This window comes from Lysinibacillus boronitolerans JCM 21713 = 10a = NBRC 103108 (genome assembly GCF_000772935.1).
GTDB lineage: Bacteria > Bacillota > Bacilli > Bacillales_A > Planococcaceae > Lysinibacillus > Lysinibacillus boronitolerans.
The window spans coordinates 14458-27802 of sequence record NZ_JPVR01000061.1 but is presented as its reverse complement, the minus strand read 5'-3'; the positions used below and the strand labels follow the sequence as shown (position 1 = coordinate 27802).

The following is a 13345-nucleotide window of genomic DNA, read 5'->3' as shown; positions in this document are numbered from 1 at the left end:
AATCTAAATTCTAAATTTTTTTACTTTTATTGTTATTCTGACATATAAAAGTTGAAGCGTTTATTTTATAATAAAAATTAGCATAGGCAAGTTAAGATTCAATCTGTTATAATACTCATTAAAATATAATAAACTGTAATAATACAGTATATAGAATACGCTTTTCACACAATGGGGATTATGAGAAAAGCGCTACTCGCCATCATCATACAGATGGTTGTGTAGCCTACACAAAAAGGGGTTGGAAGATTTGGGCATTTTAAAGGGGTTAAAAATTCTCGATTTTTCTGCATTACTACCAGGACCAATGGCGACAATGATTTTTGCTGATTTAGGAGCAGATGTCATCCATGTTGAATCTTCTAAGCGAGTTGATTTAACGCGAATTATGCCTCCCTATGACGATGATCACGAGGCATACATCCATCAACATTTAAATCGATCAAAAAAATCCATAACGTTAAATTTAAAATCACCAGAAGCTATCGACATTGTTAAATCACTTGTACAGGAGTATGACGTTATTATCGAAGGGTTTCGACCCGGTGTAATGGAGCGACTTGGCATCGGCTATGAAGCGCTTAAAGAAATAAATCCTAAGGTTATTTATTGTGCCATTACTGGCTATGGTCAAACAGGGCCTTATAGTAATCGACCAGGACATGATAATAACTATCTATCCTTAGCAGGCATACTCGACTATTCTCGCCATAAGGATAAAAAGCCTGTTTCCATGGGCGTTCAACTAGCTGACATAGCTGGAGGGACAATGCATGCAGCAATTGGCGTGCTTGCTGCTGCCCTTCATCGTGAAAAAACTGGAGAAGGACAGTTCATCGATATTAGTATGACAGATGCTGTCTTTTCACTTAATGCTATGTATGGAGCTGCATTTATTGGAGGTGGACGTGTCCCACAGCCAGAGCAAGAAATTTTAAATGGAGGCAGTTACTATGATTTTTACAAAACAAAGGATGGGCGGTTTTTCTCTGTTGGTAGTTTAGAGCCTCAATTTCGCAAATTACTCTGTGAAGCACTCGATATTCCTGAGTTAATCGATAACACCTTCAATGATTCCTACTATACACAAATTCGTTTTAAAGAGGCTGTTCACGACGCCTTTTTGTCCAAGACATATGAGGAATGGCTTGAAGTATTTAACGAGGATTTTGAAGGTTGTGTAGAGCCAGTTCTAACATTTCCTGAAGCATGTGAGCATCCACAGCTAAAGGCACGAGAAATGATTGTAACTATTCCCAAAAACGATGGGACTATGCAAAAACAAATCGCCTCTCCATTTAAATTTGATGGTGCGCAGCCTGAATACAAGCATGTTGGTGCTAAGCTAGGAGAGCATAATGAGGAAGTTTTATTATCTCTGGGCTTTGATGCTGAACAAATCGAAGCTTTGAAAGAAAAAGGCGTTTTAGAGTAAAAAAAGGTGTCTAATACTGTGACGTATTAGACACCTTTTTTATACATACGCACTAATAAACATACGTAGGTTTTCAAAATGATCATCAATTAGTAGATATTTTTTATAAATCTCCATTAATTTTTCAAAAAGCTCGTACTGCTCGGTGACAAACAATACTCTTAAAATATTTAACATATGCAGAGAAGCACTTTGTGCTACAACATAGTATGGTGCATCTGGTTGACGATAATTGCGTCGCCACTCTTCCACAGATAAACCAATATGCTGTAGAGAGTTATTCACATGAAGTGCTATATCCTGTTGAACATATGCCTCAATCGCAACAAGTTGTTCACTACTAAAGTTTTTTTGTACTAATGAGGAATTAATTTTTTTATTCGAGGCTAAAACATGCTCTTTTAATAAAAGTAAGCCATCCTCATAACGTGCCATTTTTACATAGTGCTCAAGTAGAATGGCATATAAATTTTCTAAATAATTTAGCTGATAATTTTTAATAATGGCAGGTGGTGTTGGTTTACGATTTGGTAATAGTTCTTTATACTCCAGTAGTATCTCAATGGCATAATTATTTATTCGTTCATCCTCTAATAAATATTCACCATAATGAATAACCTTTTCACTCTGCTGTTCTCTATTTGCTATATGAAATAAAATATAGGCAATTAACACTTTCTCCTTCTCTGATAGTGCATACATTGAGTAGCGCCATTCGGCTTCAAATGAGGTAATAAACGCTTTGACACTATTAAAATCACCTTCTGATAAGCAGTAATGAGTAACAATTTGATAAAGACGTAACTGTTTCTTTGCCAAACAGCTAGCATTATGCTTATCCACATGAGTTATACACTTATCCAGTATCGCCTTATAGTTATACACAAAGTTATCCACATGTTCACAATTTTCTCTCATAGATTGCTCGAAATGTCCCATTATTTCATAAAGAAATGTGAATTGCTCTAATGGTTTGTGGATAAGCAGTGAATAAACTTTTTTTGTGAAAAGCCAATGCCAAAAAGACGCATGCTCTTTATACATCATATGCACTAAATATTCATCTTGAAATTTATATAAAATAATTGATTGTAGCTCATTAGCTGGCATAGCCATTTGCATTCGTTTTCCGAAAACCAACCAAATTAAACGTTCTAAGTCTATTGTATGTTGGGCAAAAAGCTGCTCAAAAAAAGTATCTTTACCTTTTTGTGTATAGAAAAAAGCACTGAGACGCTCATTCACAAATTTTGAATCCAAACCATACTTGTCAAAATACATTTGCATTTCTGTTGATACATGACCCCAATATTTACGTGCTGTGGAAAAGGCAATATTCTTAGCCGTTTCTTCGTTTACTAAAAATAGTTTGGGTGAAAGCGAAGTACCAAGTATTTTTGGATCTTCTTGTAGATTTGACTCTGCCTCCAGCCATGTTGCTAGTATATTTTCAGCACCCTTTTCACTTTTTTGTTTATAAGCCATGAATAATTGCTCATCACAGTCCAACAGCATAAAAATGGATCCTCCCATCAATTTCTACCAACAAAGATCTTCCCCTACCATTCAAATACATGTTTTTTACACTCTTTCTTCAATATAACAAATCTTAACTAACATATGCTAAAAAAATATCGGTATGCATAGCGAAAACGTTAACAAATAAAAAACCATCTATTAAGTGAACACACTTCATAGATGGATATCATCCTTACCAAAACAATGGATATTTTCTTTTTTCTCGTAAATTATTTATCAGCAACCCGAAAAATACAATGATGACTGCTCCAATGAATACAGGGATTAGTAAATAACTCCAACCATAACCTCCTAAAATAATAATTATAGGATTGGCGCCTGCTGGAGGATGGATGACACCTAAAAAGGCCATAAAAAATATAGTTAATCCAACGCCAAGACTAATAGACAATATATTGGAGCCTAGTAATGAATACATGGTCAACCCAATAAAGGCTGAAATGAAATGACCTCCAATTATATTTCGAGGCTGTGACAATGGTGCATTCCAGACGACAAATACAAGAACACAGCTACCACCTAATGATGCCATTAACCAAGGTGAATCGGTAATGTTAGTTAGCCATAGCAACACAAAAATGCATATTAATCCACCTATTGCTCCAGTAAAGGCATCTGCGAAATTTGTTCGAGAAGGAGCATGACCTCCTCCTCTCATTTTTAATATAAAAGGTTTTATACTACTCTTTTTCTCTATTTTGTTTTCCGCACCTATAATTTCTGTCATTCGACACCAACTTTTCTCTTCCATACTCATTTATTTATATACGTCATGTTAATCATTGTTAAACTTTAACTATTATATCAATACAACAATAGATTTCAATCCAAACTTCAAATTTCAGACAAACCTTTACTTATCTGACTTGTAACCCATACAAAAAAGCAAACTTTTAAAAGTTTGCTTTTTCAAGAAATCATCTATTAGTCATATTGTTTTTTAATAGTTTTATATATTCTTACCTTTTTCAATACGGATTTAGGTACTTGGAAGGTGGCTGTAACAACCCCTGGATGGCGTCCGATTTCAATGGAGCCTGTGATTGTTGCTCTATTTAAAACCTCTGGCTCGCTCATCTCAAATAGCTTCGCAGCTCGATTGATCGCGTTATCAGTCGCATCGTTTAACGTTTTCCCAGAACCAACTACCGACACTGGGAATGCATCCTCTACCTGTTTAACACCGAATTCCTCCGCTAGCTCACGTGCACGACGTTTTTCTTCCTTCGTAAAGGGCTTTGCTGTGTAAGGTAAATCTTCTACATTTGGTAGTAAAATAGGGCCTTGCAATGCTACTTTTTTCAAGACTTTTACTTGAAGCTGCACAATCCCCGCTACATCGGTTGTATGACCAGCAATCTCCCCATCCCCTTGCATGGCATGCATATCTCCAATATATACACCACCGCCTGGTACCTTAACCGGACAAATTATTGTCGCCCCTTCACGAACTCGGCTGATATCCATATGTCCATCGGTACGATGTAAATCCAATTCATCTTGGGTAAAAGCATATTCATGTGGTGCTCCAATTAAGAATGAACCAAAGTCACCAGCATTATGAGAATCTGGCATCGCTTTAGAAGGGGTTGTACCAAGCTGACCTAAAAATGGTCGCATTCTCGCTATTACACCTACTAAGTCACTTGGAGCTAGTGCAACAACAGGATTTTGTACAGAATTTTCAGGTGTTCTCATGAAGTTCCTAGCATCAAGTGCAATTCGTCTAGCACCCTCACGTCCAACAGTCACACCCATTTGCCCTTTATGATCTAGTGCCATCGTATAGCCATTTGTCATTTTAAAGGGTGCGGTTTCTGTATCACATGTTGAACATCGAATTGCATGAGGCCCTATTCCTTTTACAACTGTGCTTGGGTGAAGCTTGCCACAGCCTGGGCATTTTACAGAAACAAACGGATCACCAATGAATCGATCTACAATTGCCTCATCATGACCAGATGAAGTTGCAAGAGATGTGACCTGAATAGATTTAATTTTTATAACAATAGCGTCACCCACCTCTGCCCCTTCTACAAACACGGGCTTCGTAACTTCATGTCCTCCACGAATAGTGGGTGTAAGCATGGGCCCCCAACACCCAGGTGTTGTATTGGCAATAATCGTTCCACCATCCTTAACCGGTCCTAACATCTTTTGTGACGGATCTAAAATACCATCAATAAACTCATTTACGAACAATGTCTCAGCGGCTTGAGGTCGCTGTATAAAATCATCACTTTCTACCTCTTCTTTTTCTAGCACATGCAATTCGTTTGTCATTTTCTATCACGCTCCTAGAATAATTTTTATGTATATCGTTATATGTTAAAAATGCTCTCCACACTTGCAGAGAGCTATTTTTATCAATTGTTCATATATAAATCAAAAATATGTGAGAAGTCTTCTTTTTTATACTTATCTTTATGATCGATCATCCAAGTATTTGCAAAGCGTGTAATTTCCTCGAATGACGCTGATGGAGAAATGTTGTCATTGCCAATTCGTCCAAGTGAAGAAGAAGCAATGTGTAAACTTTTTTCTGCTACTTCTAGCTTATAAGCATTGTTCTTTTGTTCATAGCTAATGGCATGTAGTGCTTTATATAAATCTTTAATATCATCTATAAAGCGTTTATGAATGTCGATGGATAGTGGGGAATTGCCGATTGTAAACTTAATTTCGACATCAAGGTCGATTGTTCCTGCTGTTTCGAGAAAAACTTCTGTAACAGTATACATTGAATAATCATAGCGTCGCAGTAATCGTTTCTTACTCATAGCGCTTTCGCCATCTACATGAATAATGGCACGATTCGTAAAGCAATACTCATCTGCCTTCGTTTTAATTAAAAAATAAATTTTTTCATCAATTTCATGTAAGATAAAATCATCTGCATCTGTCTTATCATAGTCCTCTCGCGGTACAACCACTCCAATATCTGAAAGTCCAAGTGCATCTGCTGCTATTTTTTTAAACATCGTCATTCCTCCTAATTTGTCATACTCTTTTTACGCTTTACCATCTCTAAAGGTTTCACTATGGAGCGGTTTATATACAAAATGTTGCTTCTCTTAAAATCATCTGTTGATTAAGATGTGCAACCCAACATTTCCTCTTTTCTATACATTTCATTTATAATGATTGTCAGTAAAGATTCTTCCAAATCGAAAGGTCGTGTGAACAAGTGCAAGAACCAACCATTTTAGTAGTGGATGATGAGGCTGATTTAGCGAATCTTCTTAAAGTAAGCTTACAAAAAGAGGGCTACAAACAAATTTATACAGCTGGTACCATTCACGATGCTTGGATAAGCTTTCAACAAGCAACACCCGATATTATACTTCTAGATGTCATGCTTCCAGATGGTGAGGGCTACGATTTATGTAGGCGTATCCGTGAAGTATCCCATGTCCCTGTACTCTTTATGTCTGCTAAAAACGAAGAAATCGATAAAATTTTAGGATTAGCCATTGGCGGAGATGATTATATTACAAAACCTTTTAGTCCTAAAGAAGTTGCCTATCGTGTGAAGGCTCAATTGCGTAGAGCTGGCTATCAAACACAAGATACCGTAACGAATATTGTTGAAAAAACACTACAAATTGGACCATTTCAGTTGAATGCCGATGAAACTGAAGTGCATAAAAATGGCGTATTATTGGAGTTAACAGCTAAGGAAATTGGATTAATGGCATGCTTTATGCACAATCCCAATCGAATCTTAAGTAAAGAAACATTGTTTGAACGTGTATGGGGAGAGGATTTCTTCGGTTCTGATAACACTGTTATGGTGCATATTCGTCGTTTGCGTGAAAAAATTGAGCAGGATGCCTCTAATCCTCTATATATCACAACTGTAAAAGGACTTGGCTATAAGTTTGTCATGCCAAAAGAGGCACAAGAATGAAGTGGAAATTAACCGCTCGCTTTCTCCTTTCCGTACTTTCTATAGTCATCATTGTTATTTTCGTCAATACAGCTATCTTCCTGGGACTCCTTACTTATCGGCTAGCAACTGACTCTGAAGGCGTTTCTGCCACCGAAGAGGAAGACTTTGTGCGAGAATTCCAAAAATATATCGAGATAAAAAATGGAGCAACCTCCATACGTGCAGAAGGACTCGAACAATTGCATCAAAGAAATGCTTGGATACAATTGCTTGATGAAAATGGCCAAGTTATTGATTCTCATTTTGCACCAGATAAAGCACCATTGCACTATGCACCTATCGACTTAATTCAAGTATATAAATATAAAGAATTCGATTCTGATACTACGGTGTATATTGGCAGTAAGGATCCCATTAGTTATTTAATCGGTATTAAAGGGAGCGGTGTTACAAGAATTGTGACGCATGTTTCTGGCACATCACTCTTACAGTTTATAGGAAAATTTGGCCTGTTCATCGTGATTGCGGACTTGTTAGTAGCTACATTAGTAGGGTGGCTTTTTGGTCGTACATTAACAAAGCCTCTTTATGCGATGATAGATCGCATTCACCATTTAAAAAATCATGATCATACGTCTATTAAGGCTCCTAGTGGTGTCTACAAGCCGGTTTTTGAAAACTTAAATGAAGTATCACGAGAATTGGCAGCTCATGAACAGGAGCGAAAGAGACTAGAGATCATGCGTGAAGAATGGATTAGTAATGTCTCCCACGATATGAAAACCCCACTTGCCTCTATACGAGGTTATGCAGAACTATTGAATGATGCACAAATAACCAATACTGAGCAAATGGAGTACGCACAAATTATAGAAAAACAATCATTGCATATGCAAAATCTACTGGATGACTTAAATTTAACGATGCGTTTAAGACATCAACAGCTTCCACTTACACTAAATGAAGTTAACATGGTGCCTTTTATTCGAGAGATAGTGATTGAAACATTAAATACACCACAATATGAACAGGCTAATCTTACGTTTGAGGCGACAACCGAGAACAGCCTGCATCAAATCGATGAACATTTTATGCGCAGAGCTATCATGAACTTTTTACACAATGCTCTGCTTCACAATGCTCCCGATGTATCTGTCCATGTGTCTGTTGATGAGCATACTCTTTCAATTTCTGATAATGGCAAGGGGATAGCCCCAGAGGATTTAGAACATATTTTTGAACGCTATTATCGAGGCACAAATACGGACAATACTGCTGGTACTGGTTTAGGCACAGCTATTGCTAGAGATATCATTGAGGCCCATGGAGGAACAGTGACCATCACCTCGGAAAAAGGAAAAGGTACATGCGTTATTATTGATCTACAAAAGGGATACCAATAAGTAATAAACCAAATTTAACCAATTGAATTTTGGCACTACCGCTTCGTTATACTGCGCTTACGTGTAAAAAAGAAGGAGTCTCATATAATTTTGAGACTCCCACTTTGTGCTATTTCATTTGATCCTGTACTTTAGCAGGTAATTCATGGAATTTCACTTCATCAAATGAAGTAACTTCTGTTTCCTTTTTCACGTAAAGCTTTAAATAAGCATCCTGGCGTAAATTTTTATGAGCGGAAAACTTTAATGTTTTCTCTCCCCCATTTTTATCGTAAGTAGGTAGCTCGTACCAATACATTTTAAAGATTTCACCACTATCTGCCTTATACTCCTCTACCTCACCATCAGCCGTGATATGAACATAGTAGGTATCTTTATTTAAACGGTTAAAATCTACTGTCATCAATACAATCAATCCTGCTACGAATAAGATGAACAACGCACCTATTCCGAAAAATACTTTTTTCATATTAATTCCCCTGTCTCACTATTTTATAAAACGAACGAACCGTAAAGATATAATAAATAAAGTAAATAGCTGAATATGCAATCATCCACAAGATGACTGGTTTTGTAATATTCATGTTAAATAGCTGTGAAAATGCTAGTAATGCAAACACACTATGTGCAATCCCTACAATAAGTGGCGCACTAAAGATAACAGCGACCTGTCCTGCTACTGTCTTTAAGATTTGCTTACTATTTACACCGATTTTATTTAAAATAGCATATTTCGCCTGATCTTCTTCGGCTTCCGTTAAAATTTTGAAGTAGATAATACTGCCCGTTGCTGCTAGGAAGACCAATCCTAGGAAGCTTCCCACAAACAATAGGGCACCTACTGTTGCTAAACTATCCTCATAGCTTTGCGGTACACTAGAGAATGATTCTTGCTGTTCAGTAGATAACTGCTGGTAAATGTCTTTTGACACGTCCTGTTGTTTCAAATCATTGTCTAATCCAACAACCTGCATCATGATCTCATCGCCATCAGTAGCTTTAAATTCTTGATCATTCACAACGAGAACTGTTCCAGCTGCTATAAAGTTTAACACGCTTTCCGTGTACATCTTCTCTACATGAAAGGAGTCGCCGTTTTGTAGCTTAAAGTCCTCACCTGTAAAATCATGTGAAAATCGTTCATCAAAGGCTGCATCAAGTAAAACCGTAGAGCCATCTGCAATGTGTAGCTCTTTATCCTTGCCTTGTAATTTCGCTAAGCGGTTATAGTCCGATTCCTTAAGTAATGTATATTCGAAAAATGAGAATTCATTATCCACACGTAAATTTTTCACAGCCAGTGCTTCATTAAATAAGACATCCTTTTGTGAAAATTCTACTGTCTCGCCTTTCCACATAAATGTGTTTGGCAGCATCTGACGTACAGAAGCTTCTGCATTGTAATACATACCGAAGACACCGCCACCTGCTGTAATCGTAGTGGCACTTAAAATTGCAATAATTGACAACGATTTAGCATTGGCTCGAATACGATACAATAGCTGAGAAACACCGATTAAATTTAAGCCCTTCCATGACCATGATGTTGCTTTTTTTAATGCTGTTAACACAAAGACACTCACACTATGGAAGAGAAGGTATGTCCCTGCAATTGTTACGCCAATGACCATTAATGGCGTACCTAACACCGTAAAGAATCGCCATATTTTACTCGTAAACATATCAGAGGCAGCTGTATAATAACCAAATGCAATAAATACAGTGCCAAGTAAAGCAGCTACTAATGATGCACGTGGAATTTGCTCTCCCTGTTTGTCTGCATGGAATAAATCAATTAGCTTGAATTGATAAATCACACGGTAACCTTGTAAGGATGTGAATAAAAACAATAGTGTAAAAATGCCCGTTGTATTAATTAGTGCCTCCATTGAAAATGTCAGACTACCAACCACTTCATAGCCCATTAAGCGAACTAGTATCATTAATAACCCTTGGGACATAAAGAAACCTAGAAGGATACCAAACACTAGAGAGACAAGCCCTATGACTAAATTTTCAAAGAAGAGCATTAAGCCAATTTTTTGCTTACGCACACCAAGTAAAGAGTAAAGGGCTACTTCCTTTTTCCGCTTCTTCATAAAAAACGAATTGGAATAGGCCATAAAGATAACAATGAAGAACAGAAGTACGACTGACGAGGCACTCATCAATCCTTTAATTTGTTGTGACGATTGCTTTAAGGCTGAAAGATCATCATTGTATTTGAGCGTCACAAACGTAAAGTAAATAACGATACTAAATACCATCGAAGCAATATATAAAAAGTAATTCGATAAATTGCGTTGAATATTTTTACGCGCTAAACTAAATAACGTCATTTACTCCACCCCCGATGCTAGACAGCACCTGCAAGATCTCTTGGAAAAATTGCTTCCTCGTTAGAGTCCCACGTTGAATTTCCTTAGAAAGCTGTCCATCCTGAATAAATAGTATGCGCTGGCAGAAGCTAGCTGCAAAGGCATCATGGGTAACCATCATAATTGTTGCGGCTTGAGATTGGTTTAAATCACTTAAGCTTTCTAGCAAGTCAGTTGCAGATTTTGAATCTAGTGCACCTGTAGGTTCATCAGCAAAAATTAATTTCGGCTCTGTCACTAATGCTCGTGACGAGGCGGTACGCTGCTTTTGCCCACCTGAAATTTGATAAGGATATTTATTTAATAATTCACTAATGCCAAACAATTCAGCAATGCGGTCAACTCTTGCATTAATAGCCTTTGTTGGCATCTTCGCAATCGCTAGCGGTAAGACAATATTTTCTCTCACTGTTAAAGAATCGAGCAAGTTATAATCCTGGAAGATAAACCCTAAATTATCACGACGAAAATCTGCTAATTCAGCATCCTTCATACGGGCCAAATTGGTATCCTCAATAATAATTTCACCAGTCGTTGGCGTATCAATCGTTGCTAATACATTAAGAAGCGTAGATTTCCCCGCCCCAGAAGGACCCATTACACCAACAAACTCTCCCTTTGCTACTTCAAATGATATATTCGATAGCGCTGTAAAAGTATTTGCGCCTTTGCCGTAAGTTTTTCCAACGTTTTGTACCTTTAATAATGGCGTCATATACGCTCACCTCTTCTTTCTGACTTTAGTATACGACCTCAAACTTACAGCAAATTTGTCGCAAGCTTACAGCAACCTTAAATCCTCAGCTTTTTGAAATTTATAGACAAAAAAAGATTCATACACAAGTAGTGCATGAACCTTTCTAATCTATTGAGCTAATACTTTTTGAATATCTTCCTCAAAGCTACTTGGCTTATCTGCTGAGGCGTATCGTCCAACAACCTCTCCATTACGGTTTACAAGGAATTTTGTAAAGTTCCATTTAACACTATTGCCTAAAAATCCTTTGGAGTGGGAAGTGAGATAATCGAAAATAGGATGTGCTTCTTTACCATTCACCTTAACAATCTCATGCATGGGAAATGTCACACCATATGTTAATCGACATTGGGAGGCAGCTTCTTCAGCTGTCGCTAGCTCTTGTTTAAATTGATTTGATGGGAAACCAAGTACAACCAGACCTTGCTCCTGATACTTTTCATAGAGACCTTCTAATTCTTCAAATTGTGGTGTAAAGCCACATTTGGAAGCTGTATTAACAATAAGCATCGGCTTTCCTTTATAACGTTCAAGGCTATAAATAGTACCATCTTCTAAAGTTACATTAATATCATAAATGCTCATCTCTCTACCTCCTATTATAAACGTCCATTCATTCTTGCCACCTGCTGCAAAGGATCCCAAACACCATTGAATGGTGGTGCATAGGCCAAATCTAAATCTAACAAATCAGGTAAGGTCATTTTACTATATAATGCCGTCGCAAAAACATCGATACGTTTATCGACTCCCGCTGGTCCCACGATTTGCGCACCCAATAACAATTGATCGCGCTTGCGAACGACCACTTTTATAAACATACGTTGTGCGCCTGGATAATAGCCAGCTATATGGCGTGCAGATAATTTAAATGCCTCATAGTCAAAACCAAGCTCTTTAGCATCGCGCTCATTAATGCCTGTTGTAGCAATAGTTAAGTTGAAAAATTTTAAAATAGATGTGCCCACAATTCCTCTAAACGGAGCAAATTTGCCTGACATGTTGAGACCTGCTAAACGACCTTGCTTATTGGCAGTCGTTCCTAAAGGTATATAATCTAAACGTTCTTTCACAATATTAAAGTGAGTTGCACAATCGCCAGCTGCATAAATATTTTCAATAGAAGTCTCTAAATGGCGATTTACAATGATCGCTCCATTTTTTGCAAATGCCATTCCAGTATCCTTTAAAAACTGAGTATTTGGTTTTATACCTGAAGCAACAATGACTAAATCGGTCTCTAGTACGCCGTTATCTGTAATAACACGTTCTACTCGTTTATTTCCTTCAAAAGCTTCAACACTCGTATTTAATAACAGCTCGACACCGTTCTTTTTCGCTTCCTCATGAACATGCTGAGCAAGCTCCTCATCTAAAATACGGGCCACATGACTTCCGCGCTGAATAAGCCTTACCTTTTTCCCACAGGCATGTATGGTTTCAGCCATTTCTAAACCAATATAGCCACCACCTATGATGGTTACCTGCTCAATCTCTGATGATAAATCTGCCATCAAATCTTCCAGTTGAGGTATTGTTTTTACCGTATGGATACCATCTAGCTCATTCCCCCTTTTCACAGGCATGACTGGACTAGCCCCCGTTGCAATAAGAAGTTTATCGTAGGTAATCTCAAATTTATCACCACTTGCTTGTGTACCTGTAATAACCTTCTTCTCTATATCTACATTCTCTACCTCATAGCCAACTCTTGCATCAATGCCATACTTATCTCGAAAAGTTTCGACATCTCTTGCAATTAAACGTTTGGTTGATGAAATACGACCATCTACAACATAAGGCAATCCACATTGCCCATATGAATAAATAAAACCACGTTCTAAAGTAGTTATTTCTGCCCCTGGAACATTCCGATAGATTTCCATTGCTGCAGACATACCTGCAGCATCTCCCCCAATGATGACGTATTTCATTCTACAA

12 protein-coding genes are annotated in these 13345 nt (G+C 37.5%); 3 read left to right on the top strand and 9 right to left on the bottom strand.

Annotation, left to right across the window (positions count from 1 at the left end; all coding sequences use genetic code 11):
* Positions 1-250 precede the first annotated feature (250 nt).
* Positions 251-1435 (top strand): CaiB/BaiF CoA transferase family protein, encoded by a 1185-nt coding sequence (locus CD31_RS04100; protein WP_036075932.1) that lies wholly within the window; start codon positions 251-253, stop codon positions 1433-1435.
* A gap of 39 nt (positions 1436-1474) precedes the next feature.
* Here the strand turns inward: CD31_RS04100 and CD31_RS04095 are convergent, their stop codons facing one another.
* The 4 genes from CD31_RS04095 to CD31_RS04080 all read right to left on the bottom strand — a co-directional run bounded on the left by CD31_RS04095 (position 1475) and on the right by CD31_RS04080 (position 5955).
* The gene (locus CD31_RS04095) at positions 1475-2950 is read right to left on the bottom strand and encodes a hypothetical protein (protein WP_036075930.1); all 1476 of its coding nucleotides are present in this window, start codon (positions 2948-2950) and stop codon (positions 1475-1477) included.
* 196 nt (positions 2951-3146) lie between these two features.
* The gene (locus tag CD31_RS04090; RefSeq protein WP_036075929.1) at positions 3147-3701 is read right to left on the bottom strand and encodes an HPP family protein; all 555 of its coding nucleotides are present in this window, start codon (positions 3699-3701) and stop codon (positions 3147-3149) included.
* A gap of 197 nt (positions 3702-3898) precedes the next feature.
* Complete coding sequence (locus tag CD31_RS04085) at positions 3899-5257, bottom strand: acetamidase/formamidase family protein (protein ID WP_036075927.1); 1359 nt, start codon at positions 5255-5257, stop codon at positions 3899-3901.
* Between the two features lie 83 nt (positions 5258-5340).
* Positions 5341-5955 carry a PH domain-containing protein gene (locus tag CD31_RS04080; protein ID WP_016993270.1) on the bottom strand — a complete coding sequence of 205 codons (615 nt, stop codon included), beginning with the start codon at positions 5953-5955 and terminating at the stop codon, positions 5341-5343.
* 206 nt (positions 5956-6161) lie between these two features.
* On the opposite strand from CD31_RS04080, the gene CD31_RS04075 reads away from it, so the two are divergent.
* Entirely contained in the window at positions 6162-6884 is a 723-nt protein-coding gene (locus tag CD31_RS04075) for a response regulator transcription factor (RefSeq protein WP_016993269.1), read from the top strand.
* A complete protein-coding gene (locus CD31_RS04070) occupies positions 6881-8269 on the top strand; it encodes a sensor histidine kinase (RefSeq protein ID WP_036075925.1) in 1389 nt (462 codons plus the stop codon). The genes CD31_RS04075 and CD31_RS04070 overlap by 4 nt, the downstream gene beginning before the upstream one ends.
* 109 nt (positions 8270-8378) lie before the next feature.
* Here CD31_RS04070 and CD31_RS04065 read toward each other — a convergent pair whose 3' ends face one another.
* From CD31_RS04065 to CD31_RS04045, 5 genes are all read right to left on the bottom strand, one after another.
* Positions 8379-8738 (bottom strand): YxeA family protein, encoded by a 360-nt coding sequence (locus CD31_RS04065; RefSeq protein WP_036075924.1) that lies wholly within the window; start codon positions 8736-8738, stop codon positions 8379-8381.
* A gap of 1 nt (position 8739) precedes the next feature.
* Positions 8740-10608: an ABC transporter permease gene (locus tag CD31_RS04060; RefSeq protein WP_036075923.1), complete on the bottom strand. Its 1869-nt coding sequence runs from the start codon at positions 10606-10608 to the stop codon at positions 8740-8742.
* A complete protein-coding gene (locus CD31_RS04055; RefSeq protein ID WP_016993265.1) occupies positions 10595-11362 on the bottom strand; it encodes an ABC transporter ATP-binding protein in 768 nt (255 codons plus the stop codon). Before CD31_RS04055 ends, CD31_RS04060 begins: the two co-directional genes overlap by 14 nt.
* 150 nt (positions 11363-11512) lie before the next feature.
* The gene (locus CD31_RS04050; RefSeq protein WP_004233894.1) at positions 11513-11989 is read right to left on the bottom strand and encodes a glutathione peroxidase; all 477 of its coding nucleotides are present in this window, start codon (positions 11987-11989) and stop codon (positions 11513-11515) included.
* A gap of 14 nt (positions 11990-12003) precedes the next feature.
* Positions 12004-13338 (bottom strand): FAD-dependent oxidoreductase, encoded by a 1335-nt coding sequence (locus tag CD31_RS04045; RefSeq protein WP_036075922.1) that lies wholly within the window; start codon positions 13336-13338, stop codon positions 12004-12006.
* Positions 13339-13345: the final 7 nt, after the last annotated feature.

Bases quoted from the DNA above. Each gene is read 5' to 3' on its own strand.
- CD31_RS04095 (WP_036075930.1), bottom strand. From the start codon at position 2,950: ATGCTGTTGGACTGTGATGAGCAATTATTCATGGCTTATAAACAAAAA.
- CD31_RS04090 (WP_036075929.1), bottom strand. From the start codon at position 3,701: ATGACAGAAATTATAGGTGCGGAAAACAAAATAGAGAAAAAGAGTAGT.
- CD31_RS04085 (WP_036075927.1), bottom strand. From the start codon at position 5,257: ATGACAAACGAATTGCATGTGCTAGAAAAAGAAGAGGTAGAAAGTGAT.
- CD31_RS04080 (WP_016993270.1), bottom strand. From the start codon at position 5,955: ATGTTTAAAAAAATAGCAGCAGATGCACTTGGACTTTCAGATATTGGA.
- CD31_RS04070 (WP_036075925.1), top strand. From the start codon at position 6,881: ATGAAGTGGAAATTAACCGCTCGCTTTCTCCTTTCCGTACTTTCTATA.
- CD31_RS04065 (WP_036075924.1), bottom strand. From the start codon at position 8,738: ATGAAAAAAGTATTTTTCGGAATAGGTGCGTTGTTCATCTTATTCGTA.
- CD31_RS04060 (WP_036075923.1), bottom strand. From the start codon at position 10,608: ATGACGTTATTTAGTTTAGCGCGTAAAAATATTCAACGCAATTTATCG.
- CD31_RS04055 (WP_016993265.1), bottom strand. From the start codon at position 11,362: ATGACGCCATTATTAAAGGTACAAAACGTTGGAAAAACTTACGGCAAA.
- CD31_RS04050 (WP_004233894.1), bottom strand. From the start codon at position 11,989: ATGAGCATTTATGATATTAATGTAACTTTAGAAGATGGTACTATTTAT.
- CD31_RS04045 (WP_036075922.1), bottom strand. From the start codon at position 13,338: ATGAAATACGTCATCATTGGGGGAGATGCTGCAGGTATGTCTGCAGCA.